Source organism: Azonexus sp. R2A61 (assembly GCF_021401135.1).
Lineage (GTDB): Bacteria > Pseudomonadota > Gammaproteobacteria > Burkholderiales > Rhodocyclaceae > Azonexus.
This window is the reverse complement of the sequence record NZ_JACBFO010000004.1, coordinates 70,491-92,061: the sequence shown is the minus strand read 5'-3', so window position 1 is coordinate 92,061 and position 21,571 is coordinate 70,491. Positions and strand designations below refer to the sequence as shown.

Genomic DNA, 21,571 nt, shown 5'->3' with positions numbered 1-21,571 from the left:
ACTCCTCAGCGCATTTTCCAGGAAAGCGACTCGCCCGCACGCAGCGGCACGATGTCGTCGGTCGAGAGATAAGGATAGCTCGCCGGCACCGTCCATGTCTCCCTGAGCAGCGTGATTTTGTCGGCATTGCGCGGTAGACCGTACCAGTCCGGACCGTGGAAGCTGGCAAAACCCTCCAGCTTGTCGAGCGCCCCCGCCTGCTCGAAGGCTTCGGCATACAGCTCGATTGCCGCATAGGCCGTGTAGCAGCCGGCACAACCGCAGGCGGCTTCCTTGGCGCCCCTGGCGTGCGGTGCCGAATCGGTGCCGAGGAAGAATTTCGGGTTGCCGGAAATCGCCGCCGCGACCAGCGCCTCGCGGTGCGTCTCGCGCTTCAGGACCGGCAGGCAGTACCAGTGCGGGCGCACGCCGCCCTGGAAAATGGCGTTGCGGTTGTAGAGCAGGTGGTGGGCGGTGATCGTCGCCGCGACGTTGGCGGCGGACGACGCCACGAACTCGGCGGCGTCCTGGGTGGTGATGTGCTCCATCACCACCTTCAGCTTCGGGAAGCGCTGCGTCAGCGGCAGCAGCACGGTATCGATGAAGACTTTTTCACGATCGAACAGGTCGACCGCAGGATCGGTGACTTCGCCGTGCACCAGCAGTGGCAGGCCGACGCGTTCCATTTCGGCGAGCGTCGCATCGGCCTTGCGGATGTCGGTCAGGCCGGCATCGGAATTGGTCGTCGCGCCGGCCGGGTAGAGTTTGACCGCCTTGACGAAGCCGGACGCCGCGGCCCGAGTGATCTCGGCCGGCTGCATGTTGTCGGTCAGGTAGAGCGTCATCAGCGGCTCGAAAGCCATGCCGGCCGGCAGCGCGGCCAGGATGCGGTCGCGGTAGGCGGCGGCCAGCTCGACCGTCGTCACCGGCGGCTTGAGGTTGGGCATGACGATGGCCCGGCCGAACTGGCGGGCGGTATGCGGCAGCACGGCGGCCAGAGCTTCGCCGTCGCGCAGGTGAAGGTGCCAGTCGTCGGGGCGAGTGAGGGTCAGTTCTTGCATGGCGTTTCTCGGAAGATTTTCACGGATTTTATCAGCCGCCGGCCTCAGTCCCGTTCGGCTTTCAGCGCCAGCGCCCGGTCGTACAGCGCGTTCTTCGCCGCACCGGTAATCGCCGCCGCCAGCTTCGCCGCCTGCTTGACCGGCAGGCCGTCGGCCAGCAGCAGCTTGAGGACGCGTTCGCCCTCGCCGTCGTCGGCGGTTTCCGGCGCGCCGGAAACGATCAGCACGAACTCGCCGCGCTGGCGGTTGGCGTCGGCCTTGAACCAGTCGACGGCTGCGGTCAACGGCAACGAATCGATGTTTTCGAACAGCTTGGTCAACTCGCGGGCGACGACCAGCGTGCGGTCACCGAGTACCTCGGCGAGGTCGCCGACGCTGTCGAGCACGCGGTGCGGCGCTTCGTAGAAAACCAGCGCCGCGCGCTGGTCGCGCAAGCCTTCGAGCGCCTGCCGGCGCTGCCCGGCCTTGGCCGGCAGGAAGCCGTAAAAGAGGAAATGCTCGTCGGTCAGACCGGCCGCCGACAGCGCCGTCGTCGCCGCACAGGCGCCGGGCAGCGGCACGACCTTGCAACCGGCGGCACGGACGGCGGCGACGATGCGCGCGCCGGGATCGGAAATGCCCGGCGTACCGGCATCGGAGATCAACGCGACGGCCTCGCCGGCGCGCAGCTTGTCGACGATGCGGGCGGCGGCCTCGTGCTCGTTGTGCTGGTGGGCGGGCAAGGTCCGGCCCACGGCGCCGAGCTGTTTGAGCAGCGGCGCGCTGTGGCGAGTGTCCTCGGCGGCCACCCACGGTACCGCACGCAGCACGGCCTCGGCGCGCCGGGTCAGGTCGGCGAGATTTCCCAGCGGGGTCGGCACCACGTACAATGCCGCCATCAATTCATTTGTCATTTTTCGGCAATGCAGGCAAAAACCAACGATACCACCGTGGCCCTTGGCCGCGAAGCCGAAACCCGGGCGTTGCGGCATCTGGAAAATTGCGGTCTACGGCTGGTCGACCGCAATTTCCGCGTACGCGGCGGCGAGATCGACCTGATCATGCGCGACGGCCGGACGCTGGTCTTCGTCGAAGTCCGCTCGCGCCGGCGGCAGGATTTCGGCGGCGCCGCCGCCAGCATCACCGCGACCAAGCGCCGGCGCATCGTGCTGGCCGCCCGCCATTACCTGGCCTGGCGTGGCGACCAGGCCTGCCGCTTCGATTGCGTGCTGATCGACGGCGAGCACCTGGACTGGCTGCGCGATGCGTTTTCCAGCGATCGCTAGCCTGCTGGCCGCGCTGACCTGCTGGCCGCCGGCGCTGTCGGCACAGGGCGGCTGGCTGCTGATCCAGCGCTCGCCGCTGGCCGGCAGCCAGTACTACGCGCTGGGCGAACACTGGGCGCAATTGCGCGTCGGCGATCGCCTGACGCTGACCCGCGAGCCGGACAACCGGCACGACCCGCTGGCCGTGCGCGTCAGCTGGCAGGGGCATCCGCTCGGTTACCTGCCGCGCGCCGAAAATGCCGCGGTCGCCCGGGCACTCGACCGCGGCCTGCGGCTGGTCGGCCGCATCGCCCGCCTGACGCCGCATCCCGACCCCTGGCAGCGGGTCGTCGTCGAGGTCCATGCCGGGCTGTGATGTAGAATTGCCGGATAAACGACTGAACAGAGAGAGCTTCATGGATTTGATCGCCCGCGTTGCCAAGCATTTCGAAGACAGCGCCCAGACCAAGCTGGCAGCCATCGACGCGCTGGCTGCCCCGATCGCCGCTGCGGTCGAGACAATGACGCAAAGCCTGCTCAACGGCGGCAAGATCCTCGCCTGCGGCAACGGCGGCTCGGCCGGCGACGCGCAGCACTTCGCCGCCGAACTGGTCGGCCGTTTCGAGCGCGAGCGCCAGGAACTGGCGGCCATCGCACTGACCGTCGACAGTTCGATCCTGACCGCCGTCGGCAACGACTACGGTTTCGCCCACGTTTTCTCCAAGCAGGTGCGGGCGCTCGGCCATCCGGGCGATGTGCTGCTGGCGATCTCGACGTCCGGCAACTCCGGCAACGTCATCGAAGCGATCAAGGCCGCCCACGAGCACGACATGCAGATCATCGCGCTGACCGGCAGGGGCGGTGGCCAGATCGGCGAACTTTTGCGCGACGCCGACATCCATCTCTGTGTTCCCGCCGACCGCACGGCACGCATCCAGGAAACCCACCTGCTGATCGTGCATTGCCTGTGCGACGGTATCGATGCACTGCTACTCGGAGCCGACTGATGAACAAATTCCGCCTGACCCTTGCCATTCTCGCCCTGGGCACCGCCCTGCCCGCACTGCAGGGCTGCGTGCCCGCCGTCATCGCCACCGGTGCCGCGGTCGGTGTGCTGAGCGCCCACGATCGCCGGACGACCGGCACCCAGACCGACGACGAAACCACCGAATGGAAGGTCGGCGCGCGCATTCCCGAGCAGTACAAGAAGCCGTCGCACGTCAACGTCACTGCCTACAACCGCCGCGTGCTGCTGACCGGCGAAGTGCCGAACGAGGAAGCCAAGGCGGCGATCGCGGCCGAAGCCGGACGCATCGAAGGTGTGCGCGAAGTGATCAACGAACTCGGCATCGGCCCGGCAACGCCGCTGACCTCGCGCAGCAACGACTCCTTCATCGATTCCAAGGTCAAGGCGCGGCTGGTCGACTCGAAGCAGATTTCGGCCAATCACATCAAGGTCGTCACCGAACGCGGCATCACGCACCTGATGGGCATCGTCAGCGACCGCGAGGCCAAGGTGGCGATTGCCGTCGCCCGCACCACGGCCGGCGTGCTGAAGGTGGTCAACGTCATGGAAGTCCTGTCCGACGACGAAATCCGCCGTCTCGACGAACAGGCGCTGGGTTCGCGCCAGGCGGCGCCGGCGCCGGTCGTGCCGGTCGAAAAACGCTGATTTCCGCGGTCGACCGCGGCAGGGAGCAAAAATGAACCTGGAAAAAGTCGTTTTCGGTTTCTTCATCGTCCTTGCCGCCACGCTGAACTTCGGCTTTTTCGTCGGCGATATCGACCGCCCCGAACTGCACCACGTCTACGAACTGGCCGCGGCGCTGGTGGTCAGCCTGATCGCCACCGCCCTCAAGTTCGGCGATCGCACGCAGATCGGCGCCATCCATCTGGCGACCAGCCTGGTGGCCGACCTGCAACTGGTGGCGGCGGCGGTGATCTGGGCCATCGCCGTCCATGTCACCGGCGAGGGCATGACGGCGTCGGTCACCTCGAGCGTCGTCTCGCTGTCCGGCGGCGCGCTGTTCGCCAACATCGTGTCGGTCGTCCTGCTCATCGTCGAAACCGTGATGCTGCGCCGCTGACGCGGAGCCGGCGGTGAACAACTCCACCTTCTTCCTGGTCCTGCGGCGCATGCGCGCGCCGATCATCGCGCTGATCGTCATCTACGCGATCTCGGTCTGCGGCCTGACGCTGGTTCCCGGCGTCGACGCCACCGGCCGCCCGGCACCGCCGCTGTCTTTCTTCCACGCCTTCTATTTCATCAGCTACACGGCAACGACGATCGGTTTCGGCGAGATGCCGAATGCCTTCTCGGATGCCCAGCGGCTGTGGGTCATCGTCTGCATCTATCTGTCGGTGATCGGCTGGTCCTATTCCGTGATCACGCTGATCGCGCTACTCCAGGACAAGGGCTTCCAGAAGACGCTGACCGCCAACCGCTTCATGCGCCGCGTCCGCCGCCTGCGCGAACCCTTCTACATCGTCTGTGGCTGTGGCGAGACGGGCAGCCTGATCTGCCGCAACTTCGACCGTCTCGGCCAGGCCTTCGTGGTCCTCGAAAAGGATGAGATCCGTGTCGAGGAACTCGATCTGCTCGACTTCAAGACCGACACGCCGGCGCTGGCCGCCGACGCCAGCCTGCCCGACAACCTGCTGCTGGCCGGGCTGCGGCACCCGCGCTGCCGCGGCGTGCTGGCGGTGACCAACGACGAACAGGCCAATCTCGGCATCGCCATCGCCGTCCGCCTGCTGACCCCGAAGCTGCCGGTCATCGCCCGTGCCCGCTCGCCTTCCGTCACTGCCAATCTGGCCTCGTTCGGCACCGATCACATCATCAGTCCCTACGAACGCTTCGCCGATCATCTGGCGCTGGCGATCATGGCGCCGGAACGCTTCCGGTTGATCGAACTGCTCACCAGCCTGCCCGAATCGCCAATTCCGCAAGTTCATCGGCCGCCGGGCGGCCACTGGATCCTGTGCGGCTATGGCCGCTTCGGCCGGGCGGTCGGCGAACGACTGGCCGAAACCGGCATCACGCTGACCATCATCGATCCGGCCGGCGATCCGCAAGCCGGCCACATCGCCGGCAACGGCACCGAGGCCGACACCCTGCGCGCCGCCGGCATCGCCACGGCCAGCGGCATCATCGCCGGCAGCGACAACGACGTGAACAACCTGTCGATCGCCGTCACCGCCAGCGAACTCAAGCCAGCACTGTTCGTCGTCGTGCGCCAGAACCACGCCGCCAACGCACCGCTGTTCCAGGCCTACGGCGCCGATTTCGCCATGGTGCCGAGTCACATCGTTGCCCACGAAAGCATCGCCATCCTGACCACCCCGCTGCTCGCCCGTTTTCTCGGCGAAATCCGCCGCGCCGACGAAAGCTGGTGCCACGCGCTGGTCGACCGGCTGCACGCCTTGTGCGACGGACTGACGCCCACCGTCTGGGGCATCTGCCTGAACGCCTCGGAAGCGCCGGCGGCCCGCCAGGCGCTGATGCACGGGCGCGGCATCGCATTGCGCGACGCCTTGCGCGATCCGAGCGATCGCGAACGCATGCTGCCGGCAATACCGCTGCTGATCGACCGCAACGACCGGCTGACGCTGCTGCCGGACGACGATTTCGATCTGGCGGCCGGCGACCGCATCCTGTTTGCCAGTTCGCTGTTCACCCTGAACCACATCAAGCTCACGCTGCAGAACGCCAACGCCCTCGATTACGCCATCGACGGCCACGCCGACGAATCCGGTGGCTGGCTGTGGCGCAAGCTGCGCCCCGCTAACGTCCCCGCCCGGCGCTAGGCGGCCAGCAAGCGGCGCAGGCCGCGCCACAGGCCGCCGAGCAAGGGCAGCTTCATGTACAGCTCCTCGCCGGTATCCCAGTAGTCGCGGTGATAGCAGACCCGCCCGTCGGGCGCGAAGCGCAGGTGCGAGACGCCGCGCAGCAGTTGCGTGCCGCCACCGCCCAGACGTGCGCTGCGGAAACAGAATTCCCAGATCAGCACGGCGCCGCCGGCATCGACGATGCGTTCGCCGACCACGAAACGCGGCATCTCCACTTGCGTGAACATGTGCGTGAAGATGCGCTGGATGGCTTCAACGCCGCGCACCTCGTTGAACGGATCCTTGAACCAGGCATCGTCGGCATAGAACTCGGCAAAACGCGCCACCCGTTCCGGCGTCAGGCTTTCGTAGAAATCGATCAGTTCGTCGAGGGTCATGTCAAGCTCCGGTCAACTTGCGCAGCAGGGGAAAATACCAGCGATAGGGCAGCAGGCGCAGGCACTTCAGCACCCGGGTGAAGCGCTTCGGGTAATGAATCTCGAAATTGCCCGTCGCCAGCCCGTCGACCGTGGCAATGGCCGCCTGTTCCGGGGTCAGCAGCGCCGGCATGCGGAAATCGTTGCCGGCCGTCAGCGGCGTCGCGACGAAACCGGGATTGATCGCCCAGCAGCCGATCCCGCGTGGCGCCAGATCGAGGTGCAGGCATTCGGCAAAATGGATCAGCGCTGCCTTCCCCGGCCCGTAAGCCAGCGCCTTCGGCAGGCCGCGATAACCGGCGACGCTGGCGACGAAGGCGATGCCGCCGCCGGGACGGAGCGCGGGCAGGACGACGTCCGCGGTTTTTACCGCGCCGACGAAGTTGACCGCAAACAGCCGCTCGGCACTCGCCAGGTCGAAATTATCGACGGTCATCGGCCGGTAATCGCCGGCCAAATAGCACACCAGGTCGACACCGCCCCAGCGCGCCTCGATTGCCGCCAGCGCAGCGGCCAGCGCCTGCCGCTCGGCGACATCGCACGGCAGCAGCAGCGCGTCGGCCAGCCCCAGCGCCTGCAAGGCCTCGGTACGCCGCGCGCTCAAGGCCAGCCGGGCGCCGCGGGCGGCCAGTTCGCGGGCCAGCGCGGCACCGATGCCGCTCGACGCGCCGATCAGCCAGACCCGGCGTCCCGACCAGTCGCGGATTTCTGGATTGGCCGGCATGGCTCAGGGCCTGACGAAGCTGAGCGTCACTTCGCCAAGCCGGAAGCCCCACTTCGACATCGCCGACCGGTTCAGCATCACGCGCTCGTCGATCAGGTACATCCAGTCGTCGAAATCGACGTGGTAGGTCTTGCCGTCCACCGGCAGCGCCAGCACATAACGCCAGCGCAGCGCGTTGCCGGCCAGCTCGCCGACCGCCTCGCCGACGACATCATCGGCCGTGCCGCGATAGCTGCCGTCGGGCTGGCGGACCAGCGTCCACACCCGGCGCGAGGTCGTGCCGTCGGCCCAGGTAAAGTTCTCGTCGAGCACGCCGCGACCATCCTGCCAGCGGGCATCGATCACCACGTGGAAACGTTTCTGTACCCGGCCGTCGCGGCCCTGGAACATGCCCCAGCCATCGATCCGGCCATTGAAGTAGTGTTCCAGCCGCAACGGCGGCCCTTCGTCGCGGTATTGCGCGACATCGACGCCGGCACAGCCCCCCAGGCCCAGACACAGGGCCGCCGCAGTCAACAGTTTCATGATCCGACCTCCAGGGAATGCCGCCAGCGCCAGAGCAGCGCGGCGGCGAGCGATTTGCCGGCAAGCGGCAACAGGACGTAGGCACCGACCAGTGCCCCGAGTCCGCCGCCCTGCCCCGGCACATAACCGAAGGCGGCGATCAGCGGCAGCGCGAGGCCGGCGGCCAGTGCCAGATTGCATTTGGCGATCAGGTTCCAGATGCCGAAGCAGGCACCCGGCTGGCCGAGACGTTCGCCGAAGTCGGCCGCGATGGCTGCCGGCAGCGCCAGATCGGCACCGAGCGCCAGGCCGGAAAGCAGGCAGACCAGCGCAAATAGCAGCACATCGCCGGCCCCGAGCAGGCCGGCTCCGGCAAACGCCACCATCGCCAGCAGCATGGCAGCCAGCCAGGCCCGCGGCCGGCCAAGGCGGCCGGCCAGCCAGACCCAGCCAGGCAAGGAGGCGGCCCCGGCGACGAAATACAAGGCCAGTAGCAGACCGGAAAAGCGCTCGGCCTGCAGCACGTCGCCGACGAAAAACAGGAACAGCGTCGCCGGTAGCGCCGAAGCGATGCCGTTGCAGATGAAGACGAGCAGCAAATGCCGCATCGACGGATCGGCCAATACCCGGCTCAGGGCGGGACGCCAGGCCGGTGGCGGCGTCGGCGGGGCGCCTTCGTGACGGATGGTCAAGAGCGCCGTGCCGGCGGCAAGGACGACGAGCAGCGGCAACAGCCAGCCCAGGGCGACCAGCCCTTCGCTCGCTTGCCCGGCCAGCCAGCCGGGCAACGCGGCGGCCAGCACGATGCCGGCCAGGCCGAAACCTTCGCGGGCTGCGGTCAACCGCGTCCGCTGCGCAGAATCCGTCGCGATCGCCGCCCCCCAGGATTGATAGGCGACGGTCGCCGCAGAAAAACCGAGGTAGGTCGGCAGCAGGCACAGGAACAGCCAGACGGCAGCCCACGCCGGCGGCGGATGCCACAAGGCCACGAAGCCGACCGAGAACGGCAGCAGCGACCAGGCCAGCAGGCGACGCCTGGGCAGACGATCGGCCAGCCAGCCCAGCCAGGGATCGATACCGGCATCGAGCAGCCGGCTGACCAGCAGCAGCATGCCCAGCCAGGCCAGATCGAGCCCGTGGCCGCGTGCATAGAAATCGGGCAGATGCACGTAGACCGGCAGGGCGCCGAAGGCCAGCGGCAGGCCCGGCAGACCGTAGGCGAGCAGTGTCGTGCGTTGCATTGCCATGGCGCTCAGCCGCGCCCGCGGGTCAGCAGCGCCGCGCGCAGTTCCGGCGCACTGGTCCGGGCATCCAGCCAGATCGCGAAGAATGCCCGGGCGAACGCCGGATCGCGCACTTCGCCGAGCAGCCGGCCGCCCTGCAGAAAGCGGGCGCCCTCCGGCAGCCACAGGCCGACCAGGTGATCGCCATCGACCACGTCCGGAAACAGGCTGGCCATCCGTTTTCCCCAGCCGGCAAGGCGGGGTTCGTCGTCGACGAAGCGTCGCATCTCGCGCACGCTGGCCTCGGCAATCGCTGCACCGGCAATGCTGCGCCGATAGTCGAGCCGCAAGGCCAGCGGCGGCACGGCCGGATCGTCGCCGGCCCACAGCGTGGCCCGGTAAACGAGAAAGCCGAAGCGCCGGTAATCGCCGCTACCCCAACGCTGCAGCCCGGCCAACGGCGCCTCGTTCGCCAGGGCCCGGCCGGACAGGCAGGCCAGGGCGCCCAGTCCGAGCAACAGGCGCCGCCGGCCGCGGTCAGCGATGGACGAGTTCGAACTGCACGACATCGATGTCGCCGGTCAGGAAACCGGCCTCGCAGTAGCACAAGTAGAGCCGCCACAGCCGGCGGAAAGTGTCGTCGAAACCCAGTTCGGCGATACGCGGCCAGGCCTGCTCGAAAGCCACCCGCCAATGCGCCAGCGTACGCGCGTAGTCGGCACCGAAGGCAAACTCGTCGCTGACCTTCAGCCCCTGTCTGGCCGCCTGCTCGCGGAACGCCCGCGGCGACGGCAGCATGCCGCCGGGAAAGACGTACTGCTGGATGAAATCTGTGCCCCGGCGGTAGGCCGGGAACAGTTCGTCGCGAATCACGATGCTCTGGATCACCGCCTTGCCCTGCGGTGCCAGGCAACGTGCCACCGTCGAGAAATACGTGGGCCACCAGCGTTCGCCCACCGCTTCGAACATCTCGATCGACACCAGATGATCGAATTGCCCGTCCAGGTCGCGATAATCCTGCAGGCGCAAATCGGCCCCGGGCACCCGGGCCTGTGCCCAGGCCAATTGGGCCGGCGACAGCGTTACGCCGGTGAGTTGCAGACCGGCCGCCGTCGCCCGTTCGGCAAAACCGCCCCAGCCGCAGCCTATTTCCAGCACGCGCTGACCGGGGGCGGCCTGCAGCCGAGACAGGATACGGTCGTACTTGGCCTGCTGGGCGCTCGCCAGACTGTCGTCCGGATGCGCGAAGCAGGCCGCCGAATAGCTCATCGTCGAATCCAGCCAGTGCCGGTAGAAATCGTTGCCCAGATCGTAGTGGGCCATGATGTTGCGCCGGCTGCCGGCGCGGCTGTTGCGATTGAACCAGTGGCGCAGGCGAGCGGCCAGCAGGCCCGGCCAGGCGCCGTAGATGGCGCGACGCAGATGCTGGCGGTTGCGCGACAGCAGCACCAGCAGCGCCGTCGGATCACAAGCATCCCACTGGCCGTCCATGTACGCCTCGGCCAGACCGATGTCGCCACGCGCCAGCACCCGCCCGAACATGGCTTCGTCGTGCACCTGCAGGGTAATGCCCGCGTCGCCCTCGCCAAACAGCGCCGACGAGCCGTCCGGCAGACGGATTTCCAGACGCCCGCCACGCAGTCCGTCAAGCAGGGCGAACACCTGGCGCGTTGTCCGGGCCTGCGGCAGGTTGCCGCGCATCGTCAGGGATTCGTTCATTTGTTCGTTTCCTGTAGGGAGGTTGCCGGCAGGCGGGCGCCGAAGAAGGGAACGCCCTTGCACCACAGACGCAGGGCCTGCCAGTGAATGCGCGCCATCACCCCGAGCGTCAGCCAGGGCATGCGCAGGAAGGCGAGCAACAGGGCACTGGCGGTCCACTGCCTCGGCTTGCCGGAAATCGAGGTGAGCAGCACTTCTCCCTCGGCATCGTCGTAATCGATCCGGGCCAGCTGGACGCTGCGCTGACGCTGGAAACGGAAGCGGTAGCCGCCGTCGACCGTACAGAAGGGAGAGACATGGAAAGCCTTGTCGGCGCGTAGTTCGACGCCTTCCGGCAGCGGCCGCCCGCAATCGTGCAACAGGTAGCTGTGATGACCGCCGAAGGTGTTGTTGACCTCGGCCAGGATGGCGATCAGTGCGCCGTCCCGGGCATGGCAGAACCAGAAGCTGACCGGATTGAAGACATAACCGAGCACCCGCGGGAAGGTCTGCAGCACGATCTCCCCGTCGGCCGGCAAGCCCTGCTCGCGCAATATCAGCTCGATCCACGGCAACAACGGCGAGCCGTCGCGCGGCCCGTGGTCGGCGCTGTGGAAACTGAGCAGATTGCTGCGGTCGACCGAGAAAATCCCGCAATTTGCCTGCGCCAGACGGCGCAACGGCAACTGGACGTAAAACACCGGATAGACGAAGGCATTGACCGCCGGCCGCAGCCGGCGGTGCATCACATGGCCGAGGAACAGACGTGGCGGCGGGTGCATCGTCGTCTCAGGCAAAGCGATATGCCGGCGCCGCGGCAGCCTGCCAGGGCGCGGCCACACCGAGCGCGTTGGCAACGCGCAGCGCCGACATCAGGCCATCTTCATGAAAGCCGTAGCGCCCCCAGGCACCGGCAAGCCAGATGCCGCCCTGCCCCTGAACACGCTCCAGCGCCGCCTGGGCGGCGATCGCGCCGGCGTCGAACACCGGATGGGCATAATCGAATTCGGCGATCACCTTGGCCGGGTCCGGTTCGCGGGCCGGATTCAGGGTCACCACCACCGGCGTCGAGAACGGCAGTGGCTGCAGCTTGTTGATCAGATAGGAAACGCCGACCGGCCGGTCATGTTCGTCGCCGGCACCGGCAAAGTAATTCCAGGCCGACCACAGATGACGACGGCGCGGCAGCAGGGCAGCGTCGGTATGCAACAGGGCACGATTGGACTGGTAGCGCACCGCCGTCAGCACGGCCCGTTGCGCCGGATCGGCGGTCTCGCCGAGGATGGCCAGCGCCTGATCGCTGTGACAGGCGCAGACAACCTGATCGTAACGCTCGACGCCGCCGTCGAAATGCAGGCTCAGACCCTGCGCATCGCGGCTTACCGCGCGGACCGGACAGCCCAAGCGGATGTCGTCGAGCTGGCCGGCGAGGCGCCGCACGTACTCGCGACCGCCGCCTTTGACCGTGCGCCAGGTCGGCCGGTCGAAAACCTGCAACAGGCCGTGGTTGTTGCAGAAGCGGATGAAGGTGGCGAGCGGCATGTCGCGCATCTGGCCGGTCGGACAGGACCAGATGGCGGCCGCCATCGGCAGCAGGTACCAGTCGGCGAATTCGGCCGAGTAGCCTTGCTCGGCCAGATACTGGCCGACGCTGCGCCGGTCGTCCGGGTGCTCGGCCAGCCAGGCCGTGCTCTCGCGATTGAAACGCAGCAGGTCGGACAACATGCGCCAGAACCCCGGACGCAGCAGGTTGGCCGGCTGACCGAACACAGTGGCCAGCGACGACCCGGCCCATTCCAGCGCCGGCCGCTCCAGGCTCACCGAAAAACTCATCTCGGTCGCCACCGATTCGACCCCGAGCAGGGCAAACAACGCGATCAGGTTGGGATAGGTGCGATCGTTGAAGACCAGGAAGCCGGTGTCGACCGGATGACTTTTTCCCTCCAGCTCGACGTCGACCGTATTGGTGTGCCCGCCGAGATAATCGGCGGCTTCGAACAGCGTCACCTCGTGCTCGCGCGACAACAGCCAGGCGGTGGCCAGACCGGAGATGCCGGCGCCGATCACTGCGATGCGCTGGCGCCCCTGCGGATGATCGGCCGGAAATCTGAGCGGTGCATTCATGGCGGGTCTCCGAAAGCCTCAGCGGGCCAGGAATTCGTCGATCTTGCGCAACAGATCGCCGTCGTCCGGCTTGGTCAGGCTGGTATAGGCGACAACCTCGCGGCCATCGCGACTGATCAGGTATTTGTGGAAATTCCACTTCGGCGTGCTGCCGGTGATGCGCACCAGTTCCTGATAGAAGGGGTTCGCCTGGCGCCCGCGCACCGTCGTCTTGGCAGCCATCGGAAACTCGACCCCGTAGGTGAGCCGGCAGAAATCGGCGATTTCCTTGTCGCTGCCCGGCTCTTGCGAGCCGAAGTCGTTGGACGGAAAGCCGATCACCACCAAGCCCTTGTCCTTGAGCTGGGCATGCAGTTTTTCCAGACCGTCGTACTGCGAGGTGAAACCGCAATAACTGGCCGTATTCACCACCAGCAGGACCTTGCCGGCGAACTGGCAAAGCGGCATCGGCTTGCCGTCCTGCAAGCGCTTGAACTCATGACGCAACAGCGGCGGACATTCATCCGCCAGCACGCCGGCAGGCGCAACGCCAAGGCCGAACAAACCGAACAAGCCCAACAGCCGCCAAACACTGAAAATTGACATGATCACCTCGTTTGTCCTGGACAAATCAATACTCTGTTCGTAAGATAGAGATCGAATTAAGGTTTGTCAACGCAAAACAAAGGTTTTGTCCAGGACAATATGAACAACTCAAGCTTCAGCATCGCGATGGTCGAGCGCGACACGGGCCTGTCGAAAGATGTGCTGCGAGTCTGGGAAAGGCGCTATGGCTTCCCCTGCCCGCTGCGCGACGCGCACGGCGAGCGTCAGTACCCGGCCGACCAGGTCGAGCGGCTGCGCACCATCAAACGCCTGATGGATCAAGGACATCGTCCGGGCAAGCTGCTCGTCGCCAGCCCCGACGAACTGGCCGCGCTGACACCGAAACGCTCGCCGAAGCGCACCCAGTCGATCAAAGCCGCCGTCGACGAGACGATCGAGGCCTTGATCGAGCCGATCCGCCAGCACGACGCCGGCGCCTACCTGCAACAAATGCAGCAACGCCTGGCCCGGCAGGGCCTGCAGGCGTTTGTCCAGGACACCGTGGCGCCGCTGACCTGGCGCATCGGCCTGGCCTGGGAAGAAGGGCGCATCGAGGTGTTCGAGGAACACCTGTACACCGAGCTGACCAAACGTCTGCTGCGTCAGGCCATCGCAGGATTGCCGCCGGGCGGTGGAACGCCACGGGTGATCCTGACCAGCGTTTCCGAAGAAGCGCATGTGCTCGGCCTGCTGATGGTCGAGACGCTGCTCGCCCTGGAAGGCGCCGAGTGCATTCCGCTCGGCACCCAGATGCCGCTGCTCGAGATCGCCCGTGCCGCCGATGCGCACGCCGCCGACATCGTCGCCCTGTCGTTCTCGGTGGCCTTTCCGGCACGCCGCATTCCCGGGCTGCTCGAGCAACTGCGCCGCCTGCTGCCCGACAGGGTGGCCCTGTGGGCCGGCGGCAGCGGGGTCCGGAAATTGTCGTCGACACCGGGCATCGAGATCATCCACGATCTGCCGCAGACCCTGGCGGCGCTGGCCGATTTCCGCGGAGGCAGGCACAATCGGGGCTGACCCTGCAGCCCTTTGAGCCATGACCGCGATATTTCCCCTGATCGCCCTGCTGCTCGGCGTCGCCCTGCTGCTGCTCGGCAGCGGCCTGCTCGGCACCCTGCTCGCCGTGCGGGGCGGCATCGAAGGCTTCGGCAGCCAGACGCTGGGCGCGATCGGCGCCATGTACTTTGTCGGCTTCCTGGCCGGTACCTACCTCGGGCCGATGATGATCCGGCGCGTCGGCCATGTCCGCGCCTTCGCCTTCTTCACCGCCGCCATCGCCTGCGCCGCGCTCGGCCACGAACTGCTGACCAATCCATGGGCCTGGGCCGTGCTGCGCCTGATCACCGGCATGGGGATGGTCGGCCTGTACACCACCATCGAAAGCTGGCTGAACAGCCACGCGGCACCGGACCAGCGCAGCCGGATCTTCGCCACTTACATGGCGGTCAACCTCGGGGCGTTGGCGGTTTCCCAGCAATTGTTGCACTGGGCCGATCCGGCCGGTCACATCCTGTTCTCGATTGCCGCGCTGTCGATTTGCGCAGCCGTGATGCCGGTGGCCGCCACCCGACTGGCCCAACCGGTAGTGGACACGGTTCACGGCATCGGTCTGCGCACACTGTTCGGCCGTGCGCCGGTCGCCTGTACCGCAGGTCTGCTCAGCGGACTGGCGCAAGGTGCCTTCTGGAGCCTGGGCGCGGTATGGGCCAGCAGCAGCGGGCTGGCACCGGGCGACGTGGCCTGGGTGATGACCACGGCGATTGTCGGCGGTGCCGTCTGCCAGTGGCCGATCGGCCGCCTGACCGACCATATCGACCGCGGTTACGTGATCAGCGTCGTCGCCATCACGGCAGCCCTGCTCGCCGCCACCTTGCTCTGGTCGGAAAGCCAGCGCCTCGGCGTCATGCTGGTGGCGGTGTTTGCCTACGGCGGCATCGCCTTCGCGCTCTATCCGCTGGCGGTGGCCCGGCTGATGGACCGCCTGGAAAAACCGGAAATCATTGCCGGCAGCGGCTCGCTGCTCCTGCTGCACGGCATTGGCGCCAGTGTCGGCCCGCTGCTCGCCGGTCTGCTGATGCAGCGTTTCGGCCCGGCCGCGCTGCCGGCCTGGTTCTGCACCGTACAGACGCTGCTGGCCGTCAGCACCTGGTGGCTGGCCCGCCGCACGCCGGCCGACGTCGGCCACCAGACGCCGATGAAACCGATGGTCCGCACCTCGCCAAGCGCGCTGGAAATGCTCGACGAAAGCGCGCCGACCCCACGCTGAACCAGCGCCCGCCGCAACCGGCTGTGTGCCGGAGCCGGCAGGAAGGCCGGGTTACAATGAAGGTCTATCCGAAAACCTTTCCGCCCACTCATGTCCTATCTTCCGCCCGACTTCGAACGCAAAATCTGCCCGCCCGGGACGTTGACCGCAAGAGCCGCCGAACTGGCACGGCCGCTGGTCTTCACCAATGGCTGCTTCGACATCCTGCACCGTGGCCACGTCACTTATCTGGCGCAGGCAGCGGCACTCGGTACCAGCATGGTGGTGGCACTCAACAGCGATGCGTCGGTCAAGCGGCTGGGCAAGGGAGACGACCGGCCGGTCAATGCGCTGGCCGACCGCCTGGCGGTAATGGCCTCGCTGGCCTGCGTCTCGCTGGTCACCTGGTTCGACGAAGACACCCCGCTGCAGCGAATCCTGGAGTGCCGGCCGGACATCCTGGTCAAGGGCGGCGACTGGCCGGTCGACCGGATCGTCGGCGCCAGCGAAGTCCGGGACTGGGGCGGCACGGTGCATTCGATTCCGTTCATCCACCAGACGTCGACCACCGCGTTGCTGGAAAAAATTCGCCGGCTCTAGGCCGGCGACATCGACAGACAAAGGGAGCGGGCGGTTTCAGCCGCCCAACGCCGCCTTCAGCGACTGCACTTCCTCTTCCGACTCGGCCACGATTTCGGCCAGCGTCTCGGCATCGAAGATGCGATCAAGCACCGAGGTATCGACCTCGCCATCGTACTGGGCGTCGCGCCAGCCGGCAGTCCGGTTGGCGATCTTGTTGGCCACGTAGAGGACATCCGACAAGGTCTTGATTTCCTTGACCTCGCGATCCGTCTCATGCTCCTGCACGGCGACCAGCACCGACTCCGGCGAACCGAGCGCCGACAGCAACGCATGGCCGATGTTGTCGTGCCAGCCGACCAGCAACGCATGCAGTTCGACCTTGTCGGCAACCAGTTCCGGGAAATTGGCCGCGCGCGACATCAGGTAGAAGACGCCCAGGTCATGCACCAGCCCGGTAAACATTGCCTCGTCGCCGTTGATCCTGGCCAGCTTCCGCGCGAGCACGCGGGACAAGGCGGCAACGTGCGCCGTATGCTCCCACAGCCGTTTGGAAATGCCTTCGAACGGCTGCATCTGCTTGGACTTCAGCAACTGCTCCATGGCCACGGCGAAGGACACGGTACGCACCGCCTCCATGCCGACCCGGACAATCGCATTCTTGACATCGGCGATCTCGCGCCCCGACGGATTGAGCGCCACCGAATTGGCCATACGGATGATCTTGGCGCTCATCAGCGGTTCGGCGCCGACCAGCTTGGCCAGTTGATCGACATTGAGGTTCGGGTCCTTGAGGGCCGTACGCACCTGGAAAGTGATGTCCAGGAAAGTCGGGAAGGTAATCTCCTCACCCGACAAATCCTTGGCGATATCCTCGAGTATCCTGAAGGTCACGGCGTTGGACATGGCGAGCCTCTCAGAACGGGATGTCGTCGCCCAGATCGTCGAACGCCGGCTTCGGCCGGTTCTTCGGCGGTGCCGGCGCGTAATCCGTCGGCTCGTCGTAGCCGCCGCCACCGCCCTGACCGGCCGGCGCGCCCATTCCCTGACGACCGCCCAGCATCTGCATTTCGGTCGCCTCGATCTCGGTCGTGTAACGGTCCTGACCGTCCTTGTCCTGCCACTTGCGGGTCTTGATGCGACCTTCGATGTAGACCGAGGAACCTTTCTTCAGGTACTGGCCGGCGATCTCGGCCAGGCGACGATAGAAGACCACCCGGTGCCACTCGGTGATCTCGCGCTTGTCGCCGCTGTTCTTGTCCTTCCAGCTCTCGGTGGTGGCCAGCCGCACATTGCAGACCGCATCACCGCTGGCGGTGTAGCGGGTTTCCGGATCGGCACCCAGATTGCCGACGAGAATCACCTTGTTGACCGAAGCCATCGTCACTTGTCTCCTAAAGCCCGGCCGGACAGGCCGTCAATCGTTCACGAATCCTGCAAGGATATTGGATATTCGCTGCCGGGGAAATGCCGGCACTGCCGAAAACGAAAAAAGCCCTGAATCGTTCAAGGCTTTTTTCAAAAATCTGGTGGACCGAATGAGGATCGAACTCACGACCTCCGCATTGCGAACGCGGCGCTCTCCCAGCTGAGCTATCGGCCCGTAAGGCGCGCATTATAGCCCAGCGCTAGCCGGATTTTGCAAGTTTCCCGCGGTCGACCGCAGCTGCCGATCAATTTTGCCCGGCACCCGCCGCAGCGCGGCGCAGGCGGTCGGCGACGGCAGCCCATTCCGGGCCATCCGGCAGCGCCTCGACGACGATCAGGTCGACGCCGGCGTGGTCCATCTCGCGCAGCGCCGCGTAGAGTTCGTGCGCGTAGCCGACCGGCTCGGCCGGCAGCAGGCGCCAGGCGTGCGGCATGCCGGCCTGCGGCGGCTGGTTCGGACTGATCACGCCGCAAGTGCCGCCGCGATGTCGCTGGGCATTGAGGAAATCGAGCAGGCGCTCGCCGCTGACCAGCCGCAGCGGCGTCGTCGGCGCGTAATGCGCTTCCAGCGAGCCGGAAACGCGCGGCGCCCCCTGGCTGGTCTCGATGGCCGGCCGGCGGCCGAGCACCGCTTCCAGATGCAGCGGCGAGATGTGGCCGGGGCGCAGCACGGTCGGCTCGCCGCGCGAGCAGTCGATGATCGTCGATTCGATGCCGACGGCGCAGGAACCGCCGTCGAGGATCAGCGGCACGCGCTCGCCCAGTTCCTCCGCGACGTGCGCGGCCGAGGTCGGGCTGATGCGGCCGAAGCGGTTGGCCGAGGGCGCGGCGATGCCGGCGCGCTCACCCTTGGCGGCGGCGAAGCGGCGCAGCAGTTCGAGCGCCACCGGATGCCCCGGCACGCGCAGGCCGACGGTGTCCTGGCCGCCGGTGACGGCGTCGGGCACCCAGGCCTGCTTCTTCAGGATCAGCGTCAGCGGGCCGGGCCAGAAGGTTTCCATCAATTCCCAGGCGACGTCCGGCACCTGCTCGGCCCATTGTCCGACGGCGTCGTGGCCGGCCAGATGGACGATCAGCGGATGGTCGGCCGGGCGGCCTTTGGCGGCAAAAATCTTCGCCACGGCGGCCGGGTTGGCGGCGTCCGCGCCCAGACCGTAGACCGTCTCGGTCGGGATGGCGACCAGCTCACCGGCGAGCAGCAGCTCGACGGCGCGGGCGTAGTCGGCGTCCGACGGGTTCATCAGTCCTCGATGCCGATGGCGGCGCGGGCGGCCAGCGCGGCCTGCTGCACGGCTTCGGCGTGGTCGCCGATCACCGTGAAGTGGCCCATCTTGCGGCCCGGCCGGGCGTGGTGCTTGCCGTAGAGGTGCAGCTTCAGGTTCGGGATGGCGTGCAGCACCGACCAGTCCGGTTCGCGGTAGACGTCACCGTCGTACCAGAGGTCGCCGAGCAGATTGACCATCACCGACGCCGAATGCGCACGCGGCTCGCCCAGCGGCAGGCCGCACAACGCGCGTACCTGCTGTTCGAACTGGTCGGTAACACAGGCATCGATGGTGTAGTGACCGCTGTTGTGCGGGCGCGGCGCCATTTCGTTGACCAGCAGTTGGCCGCGGCTGACGAAGAATTCGACGCCCATGGTGCCGATGTAGCCAAGCTTCTCGGCGATGCGCGCGGCGATGTCCTCGGCGTCGCTCTTCATGCAGCCGGAAGTGCGAGCCGGCACGATGGAGACATCGAGGATGCCGCGCGTGTGCTGGTTTTCGCCGGTCGGGAAGCAGGCGACCTTGCCGTTTTCGTCGCGCGCCAGCACGACGGAGACTTCGTAGTCGAGCGGCAGACGCTGCTCCAGCACGCATTGCTCGCCCTTGAACTGGCCGAAGGCGAGCAGCGCTTCTTCAATATTGTTGACCGTCGCCTGGCCCTTGCCGTCGTAGCCGAAGCGGGCGACCTTGAGGATGGCTGGGAAGAGGCTGGCCGGCGCGGTTTTCAGGTCATTTTCGCAGTTGACCGTGAGGAACGGGCCGTGCGGGAAACCGTGGTCGCGCAGGAAGGACTTTTCGCTGACGCGGTGCTGGCAGATTGCCACGGCGCCGGCATGCGGGCGCACCGGCACGAACTTGGCGAGGTAGTCGAGCGTCGCCGCCGGCACGTTCTCGAATTCGGTGGTGATCGCGGCACAACCGGCAGCGAATTCGTCGAGCGCGGCGTAGTCGTCGTAGGCGACGCAGAAGTGGCGCTCGGCGATCTGGGCGGCGGGAGAATTCTTGTCCGGGTCAAGGACCCAGACCTGGTAGCCCAGTTCGTGGGCGGCGGCAACGAAGAAGCGGCCGAGCTGGCCACCGCCAAGCATGCCCAGCGTGGCGGGCGGAAGTATCGTCGTCGTGCTCAAGGCAGAAACCTCAGACAAGTTTTTGGCCGAAATCCGGAGTCGACCGCAGGATTTTCAGACAGCCGGCAACTGCATGGCCAGCACCTTTTCGGTCTGGGCCTTGCGGAAAGCCTGCAGCTTCTCGTTCAGCGCCGCATCGCCGTTGGCCAGCATGGCCACCGCGAACAGCGCGGCATTGGCGGCACCGGCTTCGCCGATGGCGAAGGTAGCGACCGGAATGCCCTTGGGCATCTGCACGATGGAATGCAGCGAATCGACACCGGACAGCGCCTTCGACTGCACCGGCACGCCGAGCACCGGCACCGTCGTCTTGGCGGCGAGCATGCCCGGCAGGTGGGCGGCGCCGCCTGCCCCGGCGATGATCGCCTGCAGGCCGCGCGGACCGGCGGTCTCGGCGTATTCGAAGAGCAGGTCAGGCGTGCGGTGGGCGGAGACGACACGGGCTTCGAAGGCGACGCCGAAATCCTTGAGGATCACAGCGGCGGCCTGCATGGTCGGCCAGTCGGAGTCGGAGCCCATGACGATGCCGACGGAAATCTTCTTTTCGGACATTAGCGAATCCCCGCTTTGCGTTCGGCGGCCTCGATGGTGTTGGCCAGCAGCATGGTGATGGTCATCGGCCCGACGCCGCCCGGCACCGGCGTGATCTGGCCGGCGACTTCGAGGCAGTCGGCGTAATCGACGTCGCCGCACAGCTTGCCGTCCGGCAGGCGGTTGATGCCCACGTCGATGACCACGGCGCCCGGCTTGATCATGTCGCCCTTGACGAACTTCGGCTTGCCGACGGCGGCAACGACGATGTCGGCGCGCTGGGTGTGGAACTTCAGGTCGCGCGTCTTCGAGTGGCAGACGGTGACGGTGGCGCCGGCGTTGATCAGCAGCATGGCCATCGGCTTGCCGACGATGTTGGAGCGGCCGATGACGACGGCTTCCTGGCCGGCGAGATCGACGCTGCCCTTCTCGAACATCTTCATGACGCCGTAGGGCGTGCAGGGGATGAAACGCGGCGCGCCCTGCGACAACGCACCGACGTTCTCGGCGTGAAAGCCGTCGACGTCCTTCTCGGCGGAGATGGCTTCGAGCACCTTCTCCTCGTCGAAGTGCTTGGGCAGCGGCAGTTGCACGAGGATGCCGTGGATGGCCGGATCGGCGTTCAGTTCGGCGATCTTGTCGAGGACGACCTGCTGGGCCACGTCCTTCTCATAAACGATCTTCTCGGAATGCATGCCGATGGCCAAGCAGCCATTGACCTTGTTCTTCACGTAGACCTGGGAGGCCGGGTCTTCGCCGACCAGGATGACCACCAGGCCCGGCTTGTGGCCCTTGGCCGTCAGCGTTTCCACGCGCGCCTTGAAGCTTTGGCGCAGCTCTTCGGCCAGCGCCTTCCCGTCAATGATTTGTGCCGTCATCGTCGCATCCATCAAAAGAAAACGGGAAAGGCGGCAACCTTTCCCTTTGAATTTGATGAATTTTAACAGAATCGCCACCGCCGTCCTCTGCCAGTGCGAACGATACGACAT

General features: G+C 66.5%; 26 protein-coding genes and 1 tRNA gene. 9 read left to right on the top strand and 18 right to left on the bottom strand.

Annotated features, from left to right (window positions below):
• Positions 1–5: 5 nt before the first annotated feature.
• On the bottom strand, positions 6–1,040 hold the full coding sequence (pyrC, locus tag L0962_RS13815) for a dihydroorotase (RefSeq protein WP_234087035.1): 1,035 nt from the start codon (positions 1,038–1,040) through the stop codon (positions 6–8).
• A 44-nt stretch (positions 1,041–1,084) separates the two neighbouring features.
• A complete protein-coding gene (gene rsmI / locus L0962_RS13810) occupies positions 1,085–1,918 on the bottom strand; it encodes a 16S rRNA (cytidine(1402)-2'-O)-methyltransferase (protein ID WP_234087034.1) in 834 nt (277 codons plus the stop codon).
• A 51-nt stretch (positions 1,919–1,969) separates the two neighbouring features.
• Here rsmI and L0962_RS13805 point away from each other — a divergent pair, with 51 nt between their 5' ends.
• Genes L0962_RS13805 through L0962_RS13780 form a run of 6 tightly spaced genes read left to right on the top strand, consistent with a single transcriptional unit; the run spans position 1,970 to position 6,091 of the window.
• A complete protein-coding gene (locus tag L0962_RS13805; protein ID WP_234087033.1) occupies positions 1,970–2,305 on the top strand; it encodes a YraN family protein in 336 nt (111 codons plus the stop codon).
• On the top strand, positions 2,283–2,660 hold the full coding sequence (locus L0962_RS13800; protein WP_234087032.1) for an HIRAN domain-containing protein: 378 nt from the start codon (positions 2,283–2,285) through the stop codon (positions 2,658–2,660). Before L0962_RS13805 ends, L0962_RS13800 begins: the two co-directional genes overlap by 23 nt.
• Before the next feature lie 40 nt (positions 2,661–2,700).
• Positions 2,701–3,291, top strand: a complete 591-nt coding sequence (locus tag L0962_RS13795; RefSeq protein WP_234087031.1) for a phosphoheptose isomerase — start codon at positions 2,701–2,703, stop codon at positions 3,289–3,291.
• Positions 3,291–3,956, top strand: coding sequence for a BON domain-containing protein (locus tag L0962_RS13790; RefSeq protein ID WP_234087030.1), 666 nt, complete (start codon positions 3,291–3,293; stop codon positions 3,954–3,956). Before L0962_RS13795 ends, L0962_RS13790 begins: the two co-directional genes overlap by 1 nt.
• Positions 3,957–3,987: 31 nt before the next feature.
• Complete coding sequence (locus L0962_RS13785; RefSeq protein WP_234087029.1) at positions 3,988–4,371, top strand: DUF6394 family protein; 384 nt, start codon at positions 3,988–3,990, stop codon at positions 4,369–4,371.
• Between the two features lie 13 nt (positions 4,372–4,384).
• Positions 4,385–6,091, top strand: a complete 1,707-nt coding sequence (locus tag L0962_RS13780; RefSeq protein WP_367398033.1) for a TrkA family potassium uptake protein — start codon at positions 4,385–4,387, stop codon at positions 6,089–6,091.
• On the opposite strand, the gene L0962_RS13775 is transcribed toward L0962_RS13780, so the two are convergent.
• Genes L0962_RS13775 through L0962_RS13735 form a run of 9 tightly spaced genes read right to left on the bottom strand, consistent with a single transcriptional unit; the run spans position 6,088 to position 13,407 of the window.
• Positions 6,088–6,510 carry a nuclear transport factor 2 family protein gene (locus tag L0962_RS13775; protein ID WP_234087028.1) on the bottom strand — a complete coding sequence of 141 codons (423 nt, stop codon included), beginning with the start codon at positions 6,508–6,510 and terminating at the stop codon, positions 6,088–6,090. The genes L0962_RS13780 and L0962_RS13775 overlap by 4 nt on opposite strands.
• 1 nt (position 6,511) lies before the next feature.
• Positions 6,512–7,273, bottom strand: coding sequence for an SDR family NAD(P)-dependent oxidoreductase (locus L0962_RS13770; protein ID WP_234087027.1), 762 nt, complete (start codon positions 7,271–7,273; stop codon positions 6,512–6,514).
• Between the two features lie 3 nt (positions 7,274–7,276).
• The gene (locus tag L0962_RS13765; protein ID WP_234087026.1) at positions 7,277–7,798 is read right to left on the bottom strand and encodes a DUF3833 domain-containing protein; all 522 of its coding nucleotides are present in this window, start codon (positions 7,796–7,798) and stop codon (positions 7,277–7,279) included.
• Complete coding sequence (locus L0962_RS13760; RefSeq protein ID WP_234087025.1) at positions 7,795–9,024, bottom strand: MFS transporter; 1,230 nt, start codon at positions 9,022–9,024, stop codon at positions 7,795–7,797. Before L0962_RS13760 ends, L0962_RS13765 begins: the two co-directional genes overlap by 4 nt.
• 5 nt (positions 9,025–9,029) lie before the next feature.
• Positions 9,030–9,569: a chalcone isomerase family protein gene (locus L0962_RS13755; protein WP_234087024.1), complete on the bottom strand. Its 540-nt coding sequence runs from the start codon at positions 9,567–9,569 to the stop codon at positions 9,030–9,032.
• On the bottom strand, positions 9,538–10,719 hold the full coding sequence (locus tag L0962_RS13750) for a cyclopropane-fatty-acyl-phospholipid synthase family protein (protein WP_234087023.1): 1,182 nt from the start codon (positions 10,717–10,719) through the stop codon (positions 9,538–9,540). The genes L0962_RS13755 and L0962_RS13750 overlap by 32 nt, the downstream gene beginning before the upstream one ends.
• Positions 10,716–11,480, bottom strand: coding sequence for a DUF1365 domain-containing protein (locus L0962_RS13745; protein ID WP_234087022.1), 765 nt, complete (start codon positions 11,478–11,480; stop codon positions 10,716–10,718). Before L0962_RS13745 ends, L0962_RS13750 begins: the two co-directional genes overlap by 4 nt.
• Positions 11,481–11,487: 7 nt before the next feature.
• Entirely contained in the window at positions 11,488–12,822 is a 1,335-nt protein-coding gene (locus L0962_RS13740) for an NAD(P)/FAD-dependent oxidoreductase (protein ID WP_234087021.1), read from the bottom strand.
• Positions 12,823–12,840: 18 nt separating this feature from the next.
• Positions 12,841–13,407 carry a glutathione peroxidase gene (locus L0962_RS13735; protein ID WP_234087020.1) on the bottom strand — a complete coding sequence of 189 codons (567 nt, stop codon included), beginning with the start codon at positions 13,405–13,407 and terminating at the stop codon, positions 12,841–12,843.
• A 99-nt stretch (positions 13,408–13,506) separates the two neighbouring features.
• On the opposite strand from L0962_RS13735, the gene L0962_RS13730 reads away from it, so the two are divergent.
• From L0962_RS13730 to rfaE2, 3 genes are all read left to right on the top strand, one after another.
• Positions 13,507–14,424, top strand: a complete 918-nt coding sequence (locus L0962_RS13730) for a MerR family transcriptional regulator (protein WP_234087019.1) — start codon at positions 13,507–13,509, stop codon at positions 14,422–14,424.
• 19 nt (positions 14,425–14,443) lie between these two features.
• Positions 14,444–15,673 (top strand): MFS transporter, encoded by a 1,230-nt coding sequence (locus L0962_RS13725; RefSeq protein ID WP_234087018.1) that lies wholly within the window; start codon positions 14,444–14,446, stop codon positions 15,671–15,673.
• A gap of 90 nt (positions 15,674–15,763) precedes the next feature.
• Positions 15,764–16,252 carry a D-glycero-beta-D-manno-heptose 1-phosphate adenylyltransferase gene (rfaE2, locus tag L0962_RS13720; protein ID WP_234087017.1) on the top strand — a complete coding sequence of 163 codons (489 nt, stop codon included), beginning with the start codon at positions 15,764–15,766 and terminating at the stop codon, positions 16,250–16,252.
• Between the two features lie 36 nt (positions 16,253–16,288).
• Here the strand turns inward: rfaE2 and L0962_RS13715 are convergent, their stop codons facing one another.
• From L0962_RS13715 to folD, 7 genes are all read right to left on the bottom strand, one after another.
• Positions 16,289–17,137: an HDOD domain-containing protein gene (locus L0962_RS13715; protein WP_234087016.1), complete on the bottom strand. Its 849-nt coding sequence runs from the start codon at positions 17,135–17,137 to the stop codon at positions 16,289–16,291.
• 10 nt (positions 17,138–17,147) lie between these two features.
• Complete coding sequence (gene ssb, locus L0962_RS13710) at positions 17,148–17,612, bottom strand: single-stranded DNA-binding protein (RefSeq protein WP_234087015.1); 465 nt, start codon at positions 17,610–17,612, stop codon at positions 17,148–17,150.
• A gap of 146 nt (positions 17,613–17,758) precedes the next feature.
• Positions 17,759–17,834: transfer RNA gene (locus L0962_RS13705), tRNA-Ala, on the bottom strand.
• Between the two features lie 70 nt (positions 17,835–17,904).
• Entirely contained in the window at positions 17,905–18,900 is a 996-nt protein-coding gene (locus L0962_RS13700) for an L-threonylcarbamoyladenylate synthase (RefSeq protein WP_234087014.1), read from the bottom strand.
• Entirely contained in the window at positions 18,900–20,069 is a 1,170-nt protein-coding gene (locus L0962_RS13695; RefSeq protein WP_255680842.1) for a 5-(carboxyamino)imidazole ribonucleotide synthase, read from the bottom strand. The genes L0962_RS13700 and L0962_RS13695 overlap by 1 nt, the downstream gene beginning before the upstream one ends.
• A gap of 36 nt (positions 20,070–20,105) precedes the next feature.
• Positions 20,106–20,603, bottom strand: coding sequence for a 5-(carboxyamino)imidazole ribonucleotide mutase (purE, locus tag L0962_RS13690; RefSeq protein WP_234087013.1), 498 nt, complete (start codon positions 20,601–20,603; stop codon positions 20,106–20,108).
• On the bottom strand, positions 20,603–21,460 hold the full coding sequence (gene folD / locus L0962_RS13685; protein WP_234087012.1) for a bifunctional methylenetetrahydrofolate dehydrogenase/methenyltetrahydrofolate cyclohydrolase FolD: 858 nt from the start codon (positions 21,458–21,460) through the stop codon (positions 20,603–20,605). Before folD ends, purE begins: the two co-directional genes overlap by 1 nt.
• Positions 21,461–21,571 lie beyond the last annotated feature (111 nt).

What these genes read in the sequence shown, in the direction of transcription:
- L0962_RS13750 (WP_234087023.1), bottom strand. Translation starts at nt 10,719, where the DNA reads ATGAACGAATCCCTGACGATGCGCGGCAACCTGCCGCAGGCCCGGACA.
- L0962_RS13730 (WP_234087019.1), top strand. Translation starts at nt 13,507, where the DNA reads ATGAACAACTCAAGCTTCAGCATCGCGATGGTCGAGCGCGACACGGGC.
- purE (WP_234087013.1), bottom strand. Translation starts at nt 20,603, where the DNA reads ATGTCCGAAAAGAAGATTTCCGTCGGCATCGTCATGGGCTCCGACTCC.
- L0962_RS13775 (WP_234087028.1), bottom strand. Translation starts at nt 6,510, where the DNA reads ATGACCCTCGACGAACTGATCGATTTCTACGAAAGCCTGACGCCGGAA.
- L0962_RS13740 (WP_234087021.1), bottom strand. Translation starts at nt 12,822, where the DNA reads ATGAATGCACCGCTCAGATTTCCGGCCGATCATCCGCAGGGGCGCCAG.
- L0962_RS13795 (WP_234087031.1), top strand. Translation starts at nt 2,701, where the DNA reads ATGGATTTGATCGCCCGCGTTGCCAAGCATTTCGAAGACAGCGCCCAG.
- L0962_RS13790 (WP_234087030.1), top strand. Translation starts at nt 3,291, where the DNA reads ATGAACAAATTCCGCCTGACCCTTGCCATTCTCGCCCTGGGCACCGCC.
- L0962_RS13760 (WP_234087025.1), bottom strand. Translation starts at nt 9,024, where the DNA reads ATGGCAATGCAACGCACGACACTGCTCGCCTACGGTCTGCCGGGCCTG.
- L0962_RS13765 (WP_234087026.1), bottom strand. Translation starts at nt 7,798, where the DNA reads ATGAAACTGTTGACTGCGGCGGCCCTGTGTCTGGGCCTGGGGGGCTGT.
- L0962_RS13700 (WP_234087014.1), bottom strand. Translation starts at nt 18,900, where the DNA reads ATGAACCCGTCGGACGCCGACTACGCCCGCGCCGTCGAGCTGCTGCTC.
- ssb (WP_234087015.1), bottom strand. Translation starts at nt 17,612, where the DNA reads ATGGCTTCGGTCAACAAGGTGATTCTCGTCGGCAATCTGGGTGCCGAT.
- folD (WP_234087012.1), bottom strand. Translation starts at nt 21,460, where the DNA reads ATGACGGCACAAATCATTGACGGGAAGGCGCTGGCCGAAGAGCTGCGC.
- L0962_RS13755 (WP_234087024.1), bottom strand. Translation starts at nt 9,569, where the DNA reads ATGTCGTGCAGTTCGAACTCGTCCATCGCTGACCGCGGCCGGCGGCGC.
- pyrC (WP_234087035.1), bottom strand. Translation starts at nt 1,040, where the DNA reads ATGCAAGAACTGACCCTCACTCGCCCCGACGACTGGCACCTTCACCTG.
- L0962_RS13745 (WP_234087022.1), bottom strand. Translation starts at nt 11,480, where the DNA reads ATGCACCCGCCGCCACGTCTGTTCCTCGGCCATGTGATGCACCGCCGG.
- rfaE2 (WP_234087017.1), top strand. Translation starts at nt 15,764, where the DNA reads ATGTCCTATCTTCCGCCCGACTTCGAACGCAAAATCTGCCCGCCCGGG.
- L0962_RS13715 (WP_234087016.1), bottom strand. Translation starts at nt 17,137, where the DNA reads ATGTCCAACGCCGTGACCTTCAGGATACTCGAGGATATCGCCAAGGAT.
- rsmI (WP_234087034.1), bottom strand. Translation starts at nt 1,918, where the DNA reads ATGGCGGCATTGTACGTGGTGCCGACCCCGCTGGGAAATCTCGCCGAC.
- L0962_RS13785 (WP_234087029.1), top strand. Translation starts at nt 3,988, where the DNA reads ATGAACCTGGAAAAAGTCGTTTTCGGTTTCTTCATCGTCCTTGCCGCC.
- L0962_RS13735 (WP_234087020.1), bottom strand. Translation starts at nt 13,407, where the DNA reads ATGTCAATTTTCAGTGTTTGGCGGCTGTTGGGCTTGTTCGGTTTGTTC.
- L0962_RS13800 (WP_234087032.1), top strand. Translation starts at nt 2,283, where the DNA reads ATGCGTTTTCCAGCGATCGCTAGCCTGCTGGCCGCGCTGACCTGCTGG.
- L0962_RS13770 (WP_234087027.1), bottom strand. Translation starts at nt 7,273, where the DNA reads ATGCCGGCCAATCCAGAAATCCGCGACTGGTCGGGACGCCGGGTCTGG.
- L0962_RS13725 (WP_234087018.1), top strand. Translation starts at nt 14,444, where the DNA reads ATGACCGCGATATTTCCCCTGATCGCCCTGCTGCTCGGCGTCGCCCTG.